The sequence below is a fragment of the Litoribacter populi genome, assembly GCF_007483685.1.
GTDB lineage: Bacteria > Bacteroidota > Bacteroidia > Cytophagales > Cyclobacteriaceae > Litoribacter > Litoribacter populi.
Map to the genome: position 1 here is coordinate 442,074 of NZ_VMKN01000002.1, position 19,458 is coordinate 461,531.

Annotated in this window: 16 protein-coding genes; 3 read left to right on the forward strand and 13 right to left on the reverse strand. The window is 41.1% G+C overall.

The window, feature by feature from the left end:
- Positions 1–33: 33 nt before the first annotated feature.
- From atpB to FPL27_RS17745, 5 genes are read right to left on the reverse strand one after another with little or no spacing between them, the layout of a single operon-like run.
- Positions 34–1,062, reverse strand: a complete 1,029-nt coding sequence (gene atpB, locus FPL27_RS17725; RefSeq protein WP_143962562.1) for a F0F1 ATP synthase subunit A — start codon at positions 1,060–1,062, stop codon at positions 34–36.
- Positions 1,063–1,081: 19 nt separating this feature from the next.
- Positions 1,082–1,468, reverse strand: a complete 387-nt coding sequence (locus FPL27_RS17730) for a hypothetical protein (RefSeq protein WP_143962563.1) — start codon at positions 1,466–1,468, stop codon at positions 1,082–1,084.
- Positions 1,469–1,500: 32 nt separating this feature from the next.
- Positions 1,501–1,755: an AtpZ/AtpI family protein gene (locus FPL27_RS17735; protein ID WP_143962564.1), complete on the reverse strand. Its 255-nt coding sequence runs from the start codon at positions 1,753–1,755 to the stop codon at positions 1,501–1,503.
- Positions 1,721–2,155 (reverse strand): bactofilin family protein, encoded by a 435-nt coding sequence (locus FPL27_RS17740; RefSeq protein ID WP_143962565.1) that lies wholly within the window; start codon positions 2,153–2,155, stop codon positions 1,721–1,723. The genes FPL27_RS17735 and FPL27_RS17740 overlap by 35 nt, the downstream gene beginning before the upstream one ends.
- Position 2,156: 1 nt before the next feature.
- On the reverse strand, positions 2,157–2,924 hold the full coding sequence (locus FPL27_RS17745; RefSeq protein WP_317129454.1) for a M23 family metallopeptidase: 768 nt from the start codon (positions 2,922–2,924) through the stop codon (positions 2,157–2,159).
- Between the two features lie 193 nt (positions 2,925–3,117).
- On the opposite strand from FPL27_RS17745, the gene porW reads away from it, so the two are divergent.
- The 3 genes from porW (at position 3,118) to uvrC (ending at position 9,981) form a co-directional block, all read left to right on the forward strand.
- Entirely contained in the window at positions 3,118–5,745 is a 2,628-nt protein-coding gene (gene porW, locus FPL27_RS17750) for a type IX secretion system periplasmic lipoprotein PorW/SprE (RefSeq protein WP_317129455.1), read from the forward strand.
- A 4-nt stretch (positions 5,746–5,749) separates the two neighbouring features.
- Positions 5,750–8,062, forward strand: a complete 2,313-nt coding sequence (locus tag FPL27_RS17755) for a penicillin-binding protein 1A (protein ID WP_143962567.1) — start codon at positions 5,750–5,752, stop codon at positions 8,060–8,062.
- A gap of 116 nt (positions 8,063–8,178) precedes the next feature.
- Positions 8,179–9,981, forward strand: coding sequence for an excinuclease ABC subunit UvrC (gene uvrC / locus FPL27_RS17760; RefSeq protein ID WP_143962568.1), 1,803 nt, complete (start codon positions 8,179–8,181; stop codon positions 9,979–9,981).
- 26 nt (positions 9,982–10,007) lie between these two features.
- Here uvrC and porN read toward each other — a convergent pair whose 3' ends face one another.
- From porN to FPL27_RS17800, 8 genes are all read right to left on the reverse strand, one after another.
- Positions 10,008–10,823: a type IX secretion system ring subunit PorN/GldN gene (porN, locus tag FPL27_RS17765; protein ID WP_143962569.1), complete on the reverse strand. Its 816-nt coding sequence runs from the start codon at positions 10,821–10,823 to the stop codon at positions 10,008–10,010.
- 39 nt (positions 10,824–10,862) lie between these two features.
- Positions 10,863–12,470 (reverse strand): type IX secretion system motor protein PorM/GldM, encoded by a 1,608-nt coding sequence (porM, locus tag FPL27_RS17770; RefSeq protein ID WP_143962570.1) that lies wholly within the window; start codon positions 12,468–12,470, stop codon positions 10,863–10,865.
- A gap of 46 nt (positions 12,471–12,516) precedes the next feature.
- Positions 12,517–13,338 (reverse strand): type IX secretion system motor protein PorL/GldL, encoded by an 822-nt coding sequence (gene porL, locus FPL27_RS17775; protein ID WP_143962571.1) that lies wholly within the window; start codon positions 13,336–13,338, stop codon positions 12,517–12,519.
- Between the two features lie 59 nt (positions 13,339–13,397).
- Entirely contained in the window at positions 13,398–14,492 is a 1,095-nt protein-coding gene (porK, locus tag FPL27_RS17780) for a T9SS ring complex lipoprotein PorK/GldK (RefSeq protein ID WP_143962572.1), read from the reverse strand.
- A 122-nt stretch (positions 14,493–14,614) separates the two neighbouring features.
- Entirely contained in the window at positions 14,615–15,592 is a 978-nt protein-coding gene (locus FPL27_RS17785) for a PorP/SprF family type IX secretion system membrane protein (protein WP_143962573.1), read from the reverse strand.
- Positions 15,593–15,753: 161 nt separating this feature from the next.
- On the reverse strand, positions 15,754–16,527 hold the full coding sequence (locus tag FPL27_RS17790; RefSeq protein WP_143962574.1) for a uroporphyrinogen-III synthase: 774 nt from the start codon (positions 16,525–16,527) through the stop codon (positions 15,754–15,756).
- A gap of 46 nt (positions 16,528–16,573) precedes the next feature.
- A complete protein-coding gene (locus FPL27_RS17795; protein WP_143962575.1) occupies positions 16,574–17,689 on the reverse strand; it encodes a DUF4271 domain-containing protein in 1,116 nt (371 codons plus the stop codon).
- Positions 17,690–19,345, reverse strand: a complete 1,656-nt coding sequence (locus tag FPL27_RS17800; protein WP_235893492.1) for a BamA/TamA family outer membrane protein — start codon at positions 19,343–19,345, stop codon at positions 17,690–17,692.
- Positions 19,346–19,458: the final 113 nt, after the last annotated feature.

Below are 19,458 nucleotides of genomic sequence, written 5' to 3' on the forward strand. Positions count from 1 at the left end.
TGTTATTAGTTATATAAATTGAACAAAGAAATTTTAATGCTCGATTGCTTCATGATGATGCTCAGACACCGCGGCGCCGATATACATCGATGTAAACAAGGTAAATACATAAGCCTGTATAGAGGCTACCAATATTTCAATCAGGTTGATGAAAATCACCATCACAGTACTCACTACACCAATGGCATAGGATTCAAAGATGAAGATCAGGGCGATGAAAGCCAAGATCACAATGTGACCTGCTGTAATGGCCACAAACAAACGGACCATCAAGGCAAAAGGCTTTGTAAACAGACCCATTATCTCTACAGGCACAATTACTAGCAACAATGGAATCGGAACTCCAGGAGTTGCGAATACGTGCTTCCAGTAATCCTTATTACCATTCAGGTTTACCACAATAAATGTGATGGCAGCCAAGGTCGCCGTTACCGCGATGTTACCGGTAAGGTTGGCAGCGCCAGGAATCAAGCCCAACAGGTTACCTATCCAGATAAAGAAGAACAGGGTAAGCAGGTAAGGCATGAATTTTTTATATCTCGGCCCGATGTTAGGCAGGGCGATTTCGTCTCTTACAAACAGTACAATCGGCTCGATGAAAGAAGCGACACCTTTCGGAGCACTATTTGGCCTTTTCTTGTAGTTATTTGCCGTTGATATCATTAATGCTAAAATCACCAGGATTACGATAAACATCATGGCGACATTCTTCGTAATAGATAAGTCAGTGATTGATCTTGACTCATCCACAGCTCTCAGCTTGTCATGATCGTCGATGAAGTAACCCTCATGCTCTTTACCGAAAGTATGAGTTTCAGGATTGATGAAATCGCTTGAGGAAAAGACCTCCATACCTCTATCTTGAGAATATACGATTACAGGGAGAGGTAGCGTCACATGGGTATGGCCTACGGTAGCAAAATGCCACTCATGGGAGTCCTTGATGTGATGCATGATAAAACCAGTCTTATCTTCATCCGAACCAGAGGCAGCAAAGGCCGTTGGTGCGCTCAGCAAGAAGGCTGATAATAAAACACTTAGAAACAGAAACTTACGGATCATCAAATCAATTTTTAGAAACCTACTTTGAATGCGGGCGCAAATTAGTTATTAACCCGTATATATCAAATAATAAATACAACAAATAAACCGCAAAGAAATTAGTTACAAACAGAATAATATTGTCCAATCCCAAAACCACAAAGATCAGGATATACCCCAAACTGAAGAAAAATCTGAAAATAGTACCCCCTAGCACAACTTGAGCGAAATTTTCTTTCCCATTTTTTAATATCAATTGGGATAAAAATCCTGTAACTAAGGTCAGAAAGAAGAAAAACAAAAGAATGTTCCAAACCTTTGCATGAAGCAACTGTTCAAAACCCGTCACATCAATTAGGGCTATCAAGGCGGCAATTCCCAAGGTAAGGCCAATCAATTGGACATACATGGAGGATAGAATTTTCATGTTATTCAAGGTGCTTATTCAGGGCGGCAAAGTTACGGCTTTTTATCTTTGGATTCCGCCCTTTCATCTGCTTTTATCAAGAGAAATAGCTGATAGAAAGCCACTCCGATAGATAGAAATACAAACAAAAGAAGCCAGACGGGAAATTTCATCTGGCTTTTTTGCTGCACTTTTAGGCCTATAAAGACCCCTAATCCAATCACCCCGAACATCTGAAATGCCAAACCTATGTATTTCACATAGGTAGGGACATTATTTGACGAGGAGTTTTTCTTTGGACTGTTCATGGATGTTATTATTATTTGGCTTGGCATTGGCATCCACAGATACCACTTCTGTCATATGACACTTGCCATTGAACACTGCTCCGTTTTCGACCACCAGCTTCTTGGTTACCATATCCCCTTTGATGACAGCAGATTTTTTCAGGTATAACGCTTCACTGCATTTGATCTCTCCTTCAATATAGCCGGAGACTTCCACTTCTACCGCAGAGATGTTACCTACAATTTTGGCCGAATCACCGATCACTACTTTCTTTTCGGATTTGAGGGTTCCTTCAACAGTCCCTTCAATTCTGATATTGCCTTGCGCGATAATTTCGCCAGTGATCTTGGTCTCTTTGGCAATCACGTTACTGGAATTTACCATCTCAGTAACTGCATTCTTTTCTTCATTCTTAAACATATCAATCAAAGGTTATAAATTCCTGGGGATTAAGCGGGGTGCCTTTGTACCATAACTCCAGATGTAAATGATGGCCGGTAGTCTGTTCTCCCGTGTTCCCAATTATAGATATTATCTCTCCTGCCTGAACAAGGTCCCCGACCCTCTTCAATAATACAGAATTATGCTTATATATAGAAATTAATTCATTGGAATGCTGCACTCCAATATTATATCCTGTCTCCAGTGTCCAGTGGGCAAAGATCACACTGCCTGAGGCAATGGACTTGACTGGCTCATCCTCTCCGGCTACTACATCCACTCCAAAATGCTCGGCAGCCGGATCGAAGCTGGAGGTCACCAACCCTTTAAGCGGAGGAAAGAAGTAAACTTCCGTAAATGTGCCACTGTTAAGTCGCTCAAAACTACCTTCGGAAGGCTGGGTTTCAAATTCTTCCAGAATCTTCTGCGTTGCATCCCCTCTTTTATAAAGATCTACCGAGCCTCTGTCCAATTCCAGCGAAGGTTGGTCTTCATTTCTGCCCGTTGTATCCATCAACTCCCCCCGAATGAGATGCATGATATTGGACATATACTGATCTTTGGCATGCACTTCCTTATATAAGGAGTCGACAGTTGCCGAAAGGGCTATCAACTTCTCTGTATTTTCCGATTCCTGATATACAGGATCAAACCATCTGCCCAAAAGTGTTTTGGAAAGGATAAGCGCTAGCCCAAACACTAGGATAAACCCTAGGAATGTCAGCAATCCTATCTTAATTTTGGTCAAACTGAAACTGTTTATTACTGAGAAATCCTCTTCTCTGCGGACAACAAACAAATATTTAGTTTCGAACCAGTTTTTTATCTTTTGGGAAATGCTCAAATTGCAATAATTTTAAATATCCTGCTCTTGCAAAAATAGAATATTAATTTAAAGCGTTTAATATTTTGATACAAAAGAGCTAATTTGCCTGCTGGTAATGATGACAATAAACAGATTCTCAAAGCATTTATTTTCCATTCTCCTACTTGGGACCCTAGTAGCATGTAGTGCTGAAAGAAACACCTTTACCAGCAGGCTTTACCATAACACGACTGCCAGATACAACGCCTACTTTTTGGCCAAGGAGAAAATCGCCGAAGTTGAACACAACATTGAGTTGGCCCACCGGGAGGATTATTCAGAACCGCTGCCAATTTTCTATCCCATAGACAGTGCGATAATCGAACAAAACGAAGGGCTAATTGAAGATGCTCACGGCATGGCCTCCAAAGCCATCGACTGGCACAAGAACAGCAAATGGGTGGATGATAGCTATTTTCTAATCGGGAAGATCCAACACTTGCAGGCAGATTTTGATGACGCCATCAATACATTTAAATACCTAAATGTAAACAGTAAGAAGAAAGACGTAAGACATCAAGCACTCATCCAATTGCTGCATGCCTTTATTGATCTTCGCAAATTCGATGATGCCGCATATGTAATCGACTTCTTCTCTAAAGAAACAGCCATCAGTAAAACTAACCGACAGAAGCTTTATCTGACATTGGGGTATTATTATGAAGTTCGCGGGGAAAGGGATGGAATTGTCTCCTCTTTGGATAAAGCCGTAGAGCTGACTAGAAATCCTAAGGAAAAATCCAGGATCAACTTTATCCTTGCCCAACTGTATCAGCGAGCCGGTTTTGATGCCGTGGCCTATGATTATTATCAAAAGGCACTGAAGGGAAATCCACCTTATGAGCGAGCTTTCTTTTCTCAGCTTTATTCTCAGCAAGTGGTAGAGCTAGAAAAAAGCAAGGATTTCAAAAAAGTACGTAAATACTACGATGAACTTTATGACGATCGGAAAAATAGGGATTTGCGGGATGTTATTCTTTATGAGAAAGCGATGTTTGAACTCAAACAGGATAACCAGGATGAGGGAATCCGCCTGTTGACCTTGGCTGCTAAAGAGGAAAGTCCGAACCAGCGTCAAAAAGGCTACATTTACCATAAGCTTTCAGAAATTTATTTTGATGAAATGAAGGATTACCGTGCTGCCAAATATTACCTGGACAGTGCGGTAGAAAATTTTAAAGAAACAGACCGTCTCTATGCTTCCATCCAATTAAAGAAAAAGGTGTTGGATGATTATGTGGAGAATTTCGAAGTTATTCAAAAGAACGACAGTCTTTTGCACCTATCCTCCCTTTCAAGAGATGAGCAAATTCTAGTGGCTGAGGCTTTTATTAAAAGTGAGGAAGAAAGGCTCATCAGAGAAGCTGAAATGAAAAACCAGGAGAAATCCACTGGTATCTTTGACAACCTGCTGGCCTTCGGAGGGAAAGGAAGTGGATCATCATTTTATTTTGAAAACCCTACTGCCATGCAGCAGGGCTCGATTGATTTTTATAGAATATGGGGCAACAGACCCTTGGAGGACAATTGGAGACGAAGCAACAAAGGCTTCCAAGAAGCTATAGGTGAGACAATGGACCAGTCTGACAGCATTGATAATACCGAAACCGAAGACCAACCAGAAATCATTCTGCCTGACTTAGATGACCTGCTCAACCAAATCCCAAGTGATAGATCCGTATTGAATGAAATGAAAGCTGAGATGGAGGAGTCCTATTTTCAACTTGGCAAAATTCTTTATATAGATCTGAAAGAACCCAATAGATCAATTGGATACCTAAACCGATTGCTGTCTGATTATCCTCAGACGCCGAAAAAACCAGAAGCTTATTACACCTTATATATGGCTTCAAAGGAAGCAGGGCTTCCACATGGCCAATACAAGGAAATACTTAACAAAGATTTTCCAGACTCCCCATTCACCAAGTCTTTGAATAACCCTGCTCAAGGCAACTCCTCCCAAGATCACCGTGCGGCTGGTGAGCAATACAGGCAAGCCTATGAACTTTTCAATCAAAAAGAGTATTTATCTTCTAGACAGATAGTTAGAAAAGCCCTTGACGATTATCCCCTTACTCGAAATACAGAGAAGCTTTGGCTACTTGACATTATGGTTTCCCACAAGCTAGATGGCGAAGAGGCATACAAGCTAAAACTTGAGCAGTATCTTCAAAGCGTGGAAGATAAAGACCTTGAAAAACTGGCAAGAAAAATGCTGACAGTCATCGCAGGCGATGATAAACCCCTTCTAGTTTCCAAAAACTTGGATCAAGATACCGACTTGGACACTGCTGATACCTTAGCCACTTTGGAAGAAGAAGTAAAAGAGCCTTCACCTTATAAGGAAAATCTAGAACAGACCCATATATTTATCTTGGCATTGGAACCAAAGCAAAGTCAAGAGGCAAAAACCCTGACTGCAGACCTTGAGAATTTTCATTCTAGACATTATGCAAATGCCAGATTGAGAACGGGAACCATTTCCATCAACAAGGAAAACACATTAATCATAATCAGCCCATTTGGGAAAGCAGACAAGGCTATGGAATACCGCGAAAAGTTCTTAACTGAATTTAACAGCGACGACCTACCAGCTGAATTAAAAAATAGTAGTTTTGTAATTTCGATAGAGAATTTCCAACAGTTAAATAAGCGAAAAGACATAGAAGAGTACAAGGCTTTCTATAAAGAAGCTTATAAATAATCACATGAGTAATAAGAAAAAAAAAGAACTTGTTTCCGCCTCGACCATTAAGAGTGTCATTCTTTATTTGTGGCTCGGCTTTATTGCTGCAATATTAAGCTTTATCATTTTTATATGGGCAGTAAGTGCCAATTTCCTTGGGCTATTTGGAGATCTACCGGATTTCAAGGCTTTGGAAAATCCCAAAAGCGACCTTTCCTCAGAGCTTTATTCAGCAGACGGGGTACTGCTTGGAAAATACTTTAGAGAAAACCGTACGCCTGTCGAATATAACCAAGTATCCAAAAACCTTGTCAATGCGCTAGTTGCTACTGAAGACATCCGTTTTGAGGAACATTCCGGAATTGACCTTCAAGGCATGGGGCGAGTATTGGTAAAATCACTGATTTTGCGCCAAAGCGGTGCCGGGGGTGGTAGTACATTGAGTCAGCAAACGGCTAAAAACCTATTCAAAACCAGAAATCTTGAAAGTCAAGGTACCCTTAGCAGAGTTCCAGGCCTGAGGATGTTGATCATCAAGACAAAAGAATGGATCGTGGCCACCAAGTTGGAAAGAAGTTATACCAAAAACGAAATTCTAACGCTTTACCTCAACACTTCTGAATATGGAAGTAATGCCTATGGCATCAAAACAGCCTCTACTACCTTTTTTGGTAAAGAGCCCAATGAGTTAAACTTGCAGGAGGCTGCTACACTTGTTGGTTTGTTTAAAGCCCCTTCTTATTATAGCCCAGTTTACAACCCGGAAAATTCTTTGAGAAGAAGAAATACAGTATTGGGCCAAATGATGAAATATGAGTTTATTACTCCCCACCAATATGATTCTATTGCTCAATTACCACTTGAACTCAATTATAAAGTAGAGAACCACAATTTAGGAACAGCCACTTACTTTAGAGAAGTGGTTAAATCAGAGTTGCTAAAATGGACTAGGGAAAACCTACGTCCTGATGGAAAACCTTACAATTTGTTTGAGGATGGATTAAAAGTATTCACCACCATTGACAGCCGCTTGCAAAATTATGCCGAGCAGGCCGTAATTGAGCACATGTCCGACCTACAAAAGACCTTTGAGGCCGAAATGGGCAAGCGTAAGCCATGGATAGATAGTCAAGGCCGAGAAATTCCCAACTTCCTAGAAAACGCTGTTAAAAGAACTGAAGCTTATAGGGTGTTATCAAACCGATATGGCGCAGGTTCGGACAGTCTAAAAATTAAACTTAACGAAAAGAAAAAAATGAGGGTATTCTCCTATGAATTTGGAGAAGTCGACACGCTCATGAGTACTATGGATTCCTTGGAGTACTATAAAAAATTCCTTCAGCCGGGATTCGTATCGCTAGACCCATCAACCGGCCATATCAAAGCATGGGTAGGTGGCGTTAACCATAAGCATTTCAAATACGACCACGTACGTCAAGGAAAAAGACAACCTGGCTCTACATTTAAGCCATTCGTCTATGCAGCTGCCATTGAAAACGGCTACGGACCCTGCTATGAGGTCATGGATCAGCCCGTGGAAGTTAATATTCCGGGTCAGCCTACTTGGAGCCCAAAAAATGCTGACAGTAAATTTACCTATGAAAAAATGAACATCCGTGAGGCTATGGCAAGATCGGTCAACTCGGTTACAGCATTCATGATGAAAAAGCTAAGTCCACAGGTGGTAATTGAAACTGCTCACAGACTTGGAATCACTAGTCAACTGGATCCAGTACCGGCATTAGCCTTAGGTACAAGTGATGTTTCCATTATTGAAATGGTTGGCGCATTCGGAACATTTGTGAATAAGGGCGAGCATATTGTACCTTTCTTTATCGACCGAATTGAGGATAAAAACGGAAACGTGCTACAACAATTCACGCCTAGAAAGAAACCTGCGATGAGCGAGGAACATGCCTATCTGATGGTGTATATGCTCAGAGGTGGTCTTGAGGAAACTGGAGGAACTAGCCAAGGGGTACCTTGGTCTCTAAGAGACGAAGGAAACGAAATAGGAGGAAAAACAGGTACTACTCAAAATGCATCTGATGGTTGGTATATGGGTATGACCAAAGATTTGGTGAGTGGTGTTTGGGTAGGCGGAGATGACCGTGCCATTCACTTTAGAAGCTGGATCGCAGGTCAGGGAAGTAGAACTGCCAGACCGATCTGGGTGAAATTCATGCAGAAAGTCTATGAAGATGAATCCATCGGTATTACCAAAGGACCATTTCCTAAGCCAGACAGACCATTGAGCATAGAGTTGGATTGCAGCATGTACAACCGGGACTCAACTACTGAATTTGATTTTGACTCACGAAGTAATGATTTCTAGAGAGACAGAAGGCCGAAGACGGGAGACGGGAGACGGGAAGATATAAGTAAATACTTCAAATTTATAAGCATATAACAAAACAGCCCTAGTGGCTGTTTTTTTTATATTTGTAATCTATGTTAGCAACTTCATATACACCAGAGGAATACAATCAGTTACCAGATCAGCCCGGCGTTTATAAATATTACAATGCTGAAAATACCCTTATCTATGTAGGTAAAGCCAAAAGCCTTCGAAAGAGAGTTGCGAGTTATTTTGTTAAAAGCGCAGGACTAAATGCCAAGACCAGGAGGATGGTCCGGGAGGTCAAAAAAATAGAGTTTACCATTGTCAACTCGGAATTTGATGCGCTTTTATTAGAAAACAACCTCATCAAAAAAACCCAACCTCGGTATAACATTCTGCTCAAAGATGACAAGACATACCCTTATCTTTTATTAACCAAAGAGCATTTCCCTAGGATTTTCCCTACCAGAAGGGTAATTCCCTCCCGTGGCACTTATTACGGCCCGTTTGCTAGTGTAAAGGCCATGAATAATGTATTGGACCTTATCCGAAGTATATTCACCATCAGGACCTGTAAGCTTGACCTACATCCTCGGAAGATAGCTGAGCAGAAATACAAGGTATGTTTGGAATTCCATATCGGCAATTGCTTGGGGCCATGCGAAGCCCTTATAGGAGAACCTGAATACCTTAAGGATATAGAACAGGCCAAGCACATTTTGAAAGGTAATTTGGGCATTCCAAAATCGTTCTTCAAAACCAAAATGCAGGAAGCTGCCGAAAATCTCCATTACGAACGAGCCCAGCGGTACAAGGATAAACTTGATCTTTTAGAAAAGTATCAGGCCAAATCTCTGGTGACCAGCCCAACGGTCAGCAACTTGGATGTTGCTGCCTTGGTTTCAGATGAGAAACATGCATATGTCAATTATTTAAGGATAAAGAATGGGGCAATAATCTTGACCAAGACCGTTGAGTTGAAGAAAAAATTAGATGAGCCCGATGAGGAACTGCTGCTTACAGCTTTGGTCCGCTTGAGGGATCAATTCCAAAGCGAAGCCAAGGAGATCATTTCCAATATTGAGGTCAATTTGGAGGCTGAGATTCTTGCTATCACCATTCCGAAGATAGGGGATAAAAAGCGGTTGGTTGAGCTTTCTCTGAAGAACGCTCTATATTATAAAAAAGAAAAAGCCCTTGCTGCTGGAGATGTTAAGGATAAAAAAGACCGCATTTTAAGACAACTTCAGGCTGATCTAAGCCTGAAAGACCTTCCTGATCACATTGAGTGCTTTGATAACTCTAATATCCAAGGAACCCACCCTGTGGCCAGCATGGTTTGCTTTCTAAATGGTAAACCTGCAAATAAGGAGTATAGGCATTACCACATCAAAACTGTGGAAGGCCCCAATGACTTTGCTAGTATGACAGAAGTGGTAGGTAGAAGGTACAAGAGACTAATAGATGAGGAGCAACCCTTGCCCAAACTGATTGTCATAGACGGCGGAAAAGGGCAGCTATCAAGTTCAGTGGAGGCTTTGAAGCAATTGGGCATCTATGGAAAAATACCCATCATTGGTATAGCCAAAAGGCTTGAGGAAATTTATTTCCCTGATGATCCATTTCCACTCCATATCGACAAAAAATCAGAGTCTTTAAGACTATTGCAGCGAATCAGGGATGAGGCCCACAGGTTTGCCATTACCTTCCATAGAGATGTCAGAAGCAAGAATGCTTTTGGAACCCAGCTGACGGATATAAAAGGGATTGGGCAAGAAACCGCAGATAGGTTATTGAAGCATTTCAAATCCTATAAAAAAATAATGGAAGCTGACCCGAAGGAATTAATTGAACTTGTCGGTAAAAGTAAGGCTGAAAAAATCTTAGCAGCTATAAAAGAAAAAAGCGGGTAAAAACCCGCTTTTTTAATATTGTCATTTCACCATTCCCATAAGGAATTTTCCCACTCAAGAAGTCCATATTCAAACTCCAAGGAGTTGAGATATGCCTGCAATTGAGCATTTGGATGGTCTGGATCAATCTCATCGACGATCAAGGCATTATCAGGGTTGTAATACTTTCTAACTACTGCCTTGAATAGACGCAAATCAAAAGCCTGCGCGTATGAAAGGTGCTTAGAGGTATTTTTGAAGTTCAACCATTTGGCTTCAGGGTGATCCTTGAAGTGGTTGTAGAAATCTTTATACCTAATATATCCGATAGTTTTCTGACCGGCATTGGAGTTAGTTTCCGATGGCATCACAAGTTCCAGGTATTTAACATCAAATAGAATCTGTGATCTATGCTTATCAAAAACGAAGTCTTCCATTAGATCTAAGTAGTAAAGATTCTTAACAAAGACACTGTCTCCATTGGCCGCAATCCAGAAATTCTCCTGGAATTCACTGATACCAAGTGGCTCTGTAAAATCCTCATCTCTGAACACTTCCAAAGCATTGTCTTCTACAATTGCTTTATAAATATGCGTGATGATACCATCGTCTTTGATGTCTCCGGATCCATATAGAGGCAAGTTATATTTCTCTCTAAGATCAATCCTTCTCCATACTGCCATCTGGAACATCTTGTCGTCATCCCTTATGGAATGTGCCGAATAAGTTGTATCCATTTTAAATTGGCGATCTCCATTGCTAGAGGGCTGCACACTGGTTGCCCCTTGTGCCATCACCTTAGCTCCCGTCAGACTTACCAGAAGGAAAGCTAGGGAGAAAATAAGTTTTGCCTGTAGTTTCATATCAAAAACTATTTAAAATTTCAATTCTTTATTATATCCTTATCGAATAGAGAAGGAGTAAACTTCATTAAGTGAAGTCTTAATTTTATTGCCTTGGAAGTTCGTCCTAGTAACTTCTCTCACCACCACTACAAATCTGTCGCCAGGTTGAGCTCTTTGCCTCAAACTGTTAATGCCACCTACGTTTTCAGAGGAAATCTGAACGGTTTCTCTAGGAACATCATTTCTGATCAACCTTACTTCACCAGCAGTTACTTCAAAATTAGCATCATTAGCCATCGTTCTTCCAAAGTTCGCCTCTGGAATGGCTTTAACTAATAATGTACCTGGACCTGGTGATGCATAAGGAGTAGTTTGGTCAATTGGACCTCTATTATCGTGTAGACGAATGGTAGGTGCTGGTACTGGCTTGATGTCATATTCTACATCACCAATCTTGTTTCCACCACTGCTTACTCCGATCGTTACTTTCCCTGAGTCAGAAGTAGGAATAATAGTTACCTGACCAGGTCTGCTTCCGCTGATTGCTCGACCGTTTGAAACGGTAAATGATGGAGCGTAAGAAGTTCCCAAAGCCGGTACATCAATCATCAAAACGTTGGCAGAATTAGCATAAAGCTGATTCACTGTCTCCGATTCAACCCTAATTACTGGCTTTGCTACGAAATATTCATAATCAACATTAAGTGTACTATCCTTTCCTGCAATATTTACAGTGATTTCACCTTGAAGGGTTTTCTTCGCCAATCCCCTATCATCATAACTTGAGGCTGGAGGAACAGTGAAACTGATTTTACCAAACCCATCCTCTACAGGAACCTCACGACCGTCAACTGTCATTTTTGGCATTGCTGAAGATGAAGCCGAGGCAATAAACATATCCCCTTCAAATTTGGTACCTGCAGCTACTACATTACTACTAGCAGCCACTCTCGCTTCGAACACATCTGATTTGAAATAGAATGTACCGATTGAATTGGTAATTGAGGAAAGAGCCTCACTTTCAATATTCAACACCTCATTTTGGTATTGGCTTATAAGTGCCAAAACCGCACCTACTGGAGATTTCACAAAGTTTAGGTTTACGAAATCCTTATAGTTGGCATTAGGGTCATTTTTGAAAAGGTCAATTTCTCTGGCATCCTTAGCAATTCTTTCAAAGTTTTGATCGATGCCGAGTTCTGCTAGAATGTTTGTGATCTGAACAGGAAACTCGTTTAGCCTTTCCTCCATTTCATAACCTTTCCGGTTGTTGTTAAAGATGTTTCCAGTAATATCCTGGTTTTTCAAAGAACTGGTTTTATAAGTTCCATCTTCGTTCTTGGCGTTAGTCTGATCAATGAGTTCTTGCTTAAGGCTTTCCAAATATGTAAAAATATCGGAAGTAGCTCCTCTGATCTCTTTAGCAGCCTCCACTTTTGGAAGGTCGATGGCATTATTACCTTGCTGATCTACGGTATTCTCAATAGAGCTTACCATAAAGGCATTCTTTTGAATATAATTTTTGGATGTTCTTTCTAACCCATCGTTAAGAAGAACAAACTTTTGAAGTATCTGATTACTTACTTGCAACGCCAAGAGAGCTGTCAGAACGAGATACATCATCCCGATCATCTTCTGCCTTGGTGTTTCCTTACCTCCAGCCATAGTAGTATTTTAAATGGTCAAACATTAATTAAGTTGAAAGATTAGCTTAACCTTTCATGGCTGTTAGCATGCCACCATATACTTTGTTCAACGAACTAACATTTTGGTTCAATTTGGCAAGTTCATTCTTGAAGGCTTCAGTTTCCTTACCCGCCTCATTAAGACCTTCCATTGCTGCTGTAACATTGGAGTAGAACTTGTTAAGCACTTTCACGTGGTTATTGGCATCCTGAAGTTCCATCTCATACACTGCATTAAGTGCAGAGAGGTTTTTGGTTACCGTCACCACTTGCTCATGGTACTCTTTGGCATCACCTGTTGCTGAAGACATTTCTGCCAAAGCAGTTGCCGTCTGCGCATACGATTGGTTCATGTCAGTAAGGGTTCTTGAAGCAGTCTTCACATTTTCAGCGTACTCATTGGTAGCTACTGCTGCATTGGAAAGGCTACCCATTTTCTCAGCTGAGTCAGCCAGGTTTTGAATCCCTCTGCCAAGACTTTCAATTAAGTCATCGCCAATTTTGGCATCAGCTAATACTTTGTCAAATTTTTGAGTCGTACTATCTGCCATTGGAGTACCTCCTGTAGCTGCAGATGGCATAGTTGGAAAACCATCACCATTGTAATCAGGAGCCAATTGTGGATAAACTCTAGACCAGTCTATATCTTCATGCTTAGGTTCAAAGGAAGACAAGAAGAAAATAGCGGCCTCCGTAGTTAGACCTACACCGATCATCAAAGTAGCTCCTGGCCAGTCCAAAATTTTAAACATCGCTCCAAGGATTACCACTGCTGCACCGATACCATAAATTTTCGGCATCCAATCACCGTAAAATCTATATCTAAACGAATTGTTGTTTGCTGACATGTTACTCTAATTTTTTGTTAATGTTGTTGCTTCTTTATTATATAAGGTTGTTTTATTTTCTATCTTCTTCTTCTACGCTTAGATCCTACGTCCATGGAACCTGATCTACCGATGAAGGTCATGGCAGTTCTGAATCCAATGTGAGCAGTTTTCACGTCCTGGTATTCGTAAGTTCTAGTGCTGGTTTCCAAATAATGGGAAATATCTTTCCAAGAACCACCTCTAACCACTTTTCTTGGCTCGTTCGGATCTTTGTAAACCGGGTCCAAGTCCCAGCTTAGAGAGCTTCCTGCAGGATTGTATGCATCTTCAACCCACTCAGCCACATTACCGGCCATGTTGTAGAGACCGAATCCATTAGGAGCAAATACATCGACAGGGGCAGTATAAGCAAAACCGTCATCGATGTAATTACCTCTTCCAGGCTTAAAGTTGGCCATAAGGCATCCTCTTCTATTTTTCAAATAAGGACCACCCCAAGGATATTTGGCAACATCTTTCCCACCTTTGGCTGCATATTCCCATTCAGCTTCTGATGGCAGCCTGAATCTTGGCATATCATATTCAGAGCGGTCATTCGCGTTCATGTGGTAACTTCTCCATTCGCAGTACTGCTTAGCTTGCTCCCAGCTGATACCTACTACTGGATAGTCATCAAATGCAGGATGGTCAAAGTAGTATTCCATCAACGGATCCCCATAGTGGTGAGTAAAGCTTGAAGACCACACGGTAGTATCAGGCAATAGCTCTTCCAAATTGAACTGTGGAGGATCTTCTTGAGTAGTCGGAGTTCCTAACGCCAAGTCTCCACCTCTCACGGCTTCAAGAAACTGACGATACTTGTTGTTGGAAACTTCATACTTGTCCATATAGAATTCCGAGATGGTAATCTGCTTGTTAAAGGCAGACTGGGAGACGGCGATATCCTCGTCGGCCTGGCCCATCCAGAAAGTTCCGGCCTTCACCGGCACCATGTCATATGGAAGGGATTGCTTCCAACCTGTTCTTTTCGGGACACCGGTAACTTCCCCTCTCCTGTTTTCCTTCTCACTGGCAGTACCACTGCTCCCAAAAAGGCCGCAACCTTGAAGTAGAGTTGTTGCCAAAAACCCTACAATCACTGCTAAAAGTCGTGAATTCATTTTTTTATGCATAAATGACACTTATTTAATTGTATTGTTATTTCCATATTTTTCACACACTACAAGCTCGAAATTTAGTAGAAAATATTAGAAAATCGCAAAAAGAATTATAAAATTAAAGAATCTTTTTTTTCCTAAAATCTAAATCTCGGCGTTCGTTGAATCACCCGTTGGATGTCTCGAGTTACGGTGGGCAACTGATAAGCAAGCATGAATTCGTGTGAAGTAGGAGCTTTTGCCTCCACCCCTCCTATCACTAGGTCAAATGCATATCCTAACCTTAAAGAATTATCCCTTAACAGGCTATACCCAAATAATACCGACACTGACTCCTCCCCTCTAAATGCTAGACCTCCGCTAATTTTATCATTATGTGTCGCTATAACGCTAATATCATATGAAAAATTATCCAAGGACACAGTTTTTAACAAAAGGTTAGGTTCAAAACTAAACTGCCCGAATGTCCTAACCCTGTATCCAGCCAATAAGTAACTATGATTTCTCAATTGATTGCCAAACAGCCCCTCTCCAAAATCAAAATCAGGCTCATTAATATGCCTGCTGCTTAATCCCAAATAAAAGTTACCTTGATCATAAAGTGCTCCCCCACCTACATTAAAATTAATTTGGGATTCCCTTCCGGATGCAGGAAGCAATGGATCCGGATTTACGGGGTTAAGCTCGTCATATTTAATAGTGCTGGAAAAAAAGCCACCTGAAGCACCCAAACTCAACACCCCCCGGCCAATTTTTAAATGATAACCTAAAGATACATTCACTTCTTGGTTGGCCGTCGGTCCGATGTCATCATTTACAAAGTTCAAGCCAAAACCCAGATTTGTATTGGCTATTCTTCCTGCTGCTGTCAAAAGCTGAGTATTGATTCCATTGCCACCACCGGAAGGCGCATTGTAACCAAGCCATTGGGTGCGGTGCAAAGCCGAAAAATGGTAGCCATTTTCCTTACCGGCAAAGGCAGGGTTGTAATAAAGCCCATTATACATGTATTGTGTAAACTGGGCGTCCTGCTGGGCCACCACCTCAGTGGTACACCACAGGTTAATCAGGGAACCACAAAGCAAACTCAAAATCAGGTAATTTCTTTTTTTCATGCGTAGTCTCAAATATCATGACCACCTATCCACAGCGAAGAAAAATGGGGCAAATTCACCCCTCCCCTCTGGGAGCAATCAGGTTAAAAGTATCTATAGCCTTTGGAAGAACTATTCTACACAATTTAACTGAAATTACCTGTAAATTGATTAAAAAGATACTATAAATTGTTGGCTTTTTTGATATATAGCTCCAAAGCCCCAGTCATGCTTGGCGCATTAGGCATTGGAGCTTCAATATCCAAGATCAACCCCTCGTCTCTCACCGCCTGGCTCGTAGTCGGGCCAAAGGCAGCAATACGGGTGTTGTTCTGATTAAAGTCTGGGAAGTTTTGCAGTAAGGATTTGATCCCAGACGGGCTGAAGAAAGCCAGAATATCGTACTTTATATCTTTCAGGTCGGAAAGATCCGCAGCTACAGTGTGGTAGATAATTGCTTCGGTAAATTCAATGTTGTTTTTCTGCAAATGAGCAGGAATGTCATCCTTGCGGATATCGGAACAAGGGAAAAGATATTTTTCACCTTTATGCTTCTTGAAATAATCAAACAGATCGCTAGCCGTTCTTACTCCCACAAATAGTTTCCTCTTTCTGATCACTATGTATTTCTGCAGGTAATGGGCTGTTTGCTCAGAGATGCAGAAATATTTCATATCCGCCGGCATTTCAATTTTCAACTCCTGACAGATGCTAAAAAAATGATCGATTGCATTCCGGCTGGTAAAAATAATAGCCGTGTGCTTGAGGATATCAATCTTTTGCTTTCTAAAGTCCCTTACGGAAACTGGCTCTACTTTTATAAAAGGCCTAAAGTCAATTTTCAGGTTATATTTCTCAGCTAATTGGAAGTATGGCGACCGATCATCGGAAGGTTTGGGTTGAGAAACTAGGATACTCTTTACAGGGTTGAATCTGTCTTTTGTAGATTTAGTCATCTTACTTAGGTTTACTTCTTCTTTCTGCTTTCCTTTTATTAAAGAACTACCCTACAATCAGCTTCACAATAGCCAAAAAGGGAATCAATTCCGCGGTGCAAAGGTAAGAAAATAAATGGTAATTCTTAAACGAAACTTTCTTTGTCATAAAAAAGAAAAGCATGGAAACTCCACCTAAATAAAGTATAAAAAACAGAAGCATAGAATAGGTTATCAACTGGCGAGTTTCCATAATATCATTGGCCAAGCCAAGAGTCAGGAAGATTACCAACACTAAGAGGGAGTAAGAGATTACTCTAAGCATATAAAAAAAGTGGATAAACTCTACCCTTCCAACCTCATAGATTGACGTAGTAACCTTAAGCCACATCACCTTGACCACTGAAACCACGAAAAGTACAACTGATCCAATTAGCCAAATCAGAAAAATAAAATTGAGTTCACTTCTTAGAAAGTTTCTTAAAATAGACACCTCCAAATAATACACAGCCAATACCACCATAAGCATCAAAAGCATATTGAATATCACCAGATAAAATATAACATCTGTAGAGAATATCCGGCTTTTGGCATGACTATCCGTAAAATCTTCGGGAGTAAAAACAGATGTGGGTTTCAGCATATTTGAAAAAACCACTGGAAAAACTACCTTATATAAGGCCACCAATGCCAAAACAATAACCAAGGCAATGTAGAAAAACTCCTTTAACCTATCCTTTTCCCTTTTGAACGTCACAGTCTCCGGGTCTGATTCCATTACTACAGAAGGTGCTTCTTCCGAGAAATAACCTTTGTGCAAGGACAGCATCCGTGGTTGTAAGTCTCTTTTTAGAATGCTGATCCTCCTTATTGGGCTCTCATTTGGAAATTGAGCCCTCCACACTTGGCTATCCACAATCAAACTGGTATCAGAATCGGCATGTTGCCAGAGTATATTGTCCACAAAGACCGAAGCTCCCTCTGGCACGCTAATTTTAAAATATGCAGTGGAAAAATCCCTGACATTTACATCTACTGTAGCCCTTTCAGGTGAATAAAATGGCTCAAAACGGTGAGTTATCTCAAAAGCCGAATTGTAATTTTCTAAGACCTGGCCTTGGGTTGGTATCGCCAAACTCACGAAAAGAACCAGCCCCAAAAATACCCATATATGTTTTTTCATCTAAAATCTGCCAGTGTAACCAAAATGTATTTTGGAATAATTGAATGCAAAAGGCTGAGTGGAAGACTTGCCAAGTGCATAAATAAAGCGAAACATCCCCCCTCCGGTATCAAGATTTATACCAGCGCCACCAGCCCTAGGCCAATCGGTATGCACCCTGCCTACCGCATTTTCCAATCTCCCAATATCCGCAAAAATCATAAAATAAGAATAGCTATCAAAATAAAATCTCGGCTCTACATTCAAATAGGCAAATCGGCTGGCATAAAAGAAATTCTCATTGAACCCCCTTATGGACCTAAGACCACCCACGCGGTAGAGGTCATTCAACAGCAGATTACCACTCTCTACCTGCCCACCCCTCAGGCCCGCCCAAAGACCTATATTGGGTTGGAAGTAGAAATGCTTTTCCAGATTAAACTTTATAAAATACTGCAAACTTTCCATTTCCACTCCTTCATAAAGTCTCTCTGGCAAGGCTGTATTTTCCAGCAATCGTTTATTACCGAGCCCAACTTCAAAGCTTGCAAAATATCCTCTTCTAGGAAAGAACACATCATCCAAGCCATTATAATCCATGTGCACGCCATAATTACTGAATCGGAAATCAGCTGCCTCAGGTAATACTTCAGCTTGCTGAAACCTACTTACATCCAAGAGCCCACCTGCCTGCCTACTGTTGAAAAAAGTAAGATAAAGCGCCGGGGACACCCTATATCCCAAATCAATTCTGAAATCCCTGTTCAAAAAACTGGTATCCTGCTTCAAAAAGCTGAATTGAGCCATCACGTCCACATTAGAGCCTAACACCAAGGGTTCTACAGCGTTGACTTCCAGGTTCTGTGAATGTTGACTAAGCCGCTGCCAATTTAGCGTGTAGTTCCGCCCTTTCCCTCCTACATTATATAAAGCGAGGTCAAACTGTCCAGTGACAAGGATCTTGTTCTGCTCTAGTTCATTGGGCAAAAAGCCTATAATCCCATCCAGCATATTGATTTTCCTATCATCAATAGGCAAATAAAAGGTGGCTTCACTGTTTTGAAAACTTAGACTTGGCTCATCGATGATTCGAAGATAGGGCAGATTACGAACTCTAGAAATAGATTCATCAATTTTCCTTTGGGAAAAAGGAGTTCCAGGTGAAATCTGAAGCAACTTGGCAAGAAAGACTGGATCCGTTTTGGAGCTGCCGGTCACCTTTATAGTGTCAAATGATATGAACGGGCCCTTTTCATAGTTTATCGCAGCCGAAAGACTATTACCTTCCAATGCTAAAGAATCCAACCCCACTTCCGCAAAAGGAAACCCCTTACTCTCAGAAGCCTGTATTATTCTCTCAAACAATTTCAAAATAGTCCCATACGAGACTTCCTTCCCATTAAACATTCGGTCATCAAACCCGCTCTTTACTAATACGTCCGAAGGCAAGCCCCCTTGATTCAGCGCAACCCATTGGTATTGGCGCCCCTGATGGAAAGTAACCTGAAGCGTATCCGTCCCCTCACCCCTTTCGGACTTGGCCAACAAATATCCTTGGTCAATCAGATAGGCCACTTCGGCCTTAATGTAATTTTCTCTGGCGAGGCTGTCCTGGAATTCTTTGAAAGTATCAGTTTCTGCGGAAATTTTGAGAATAGCTTTTTGTTTTTGTGCCAAAAGGTTTTGGCTCAAAAGGCAAAAAATCAATATAAAAGCAGCCCTCCCCACAAATGACAAATTAAAGCAGTATCAAATCCAATACAATAATACAGATTTAGACAAATATCCCT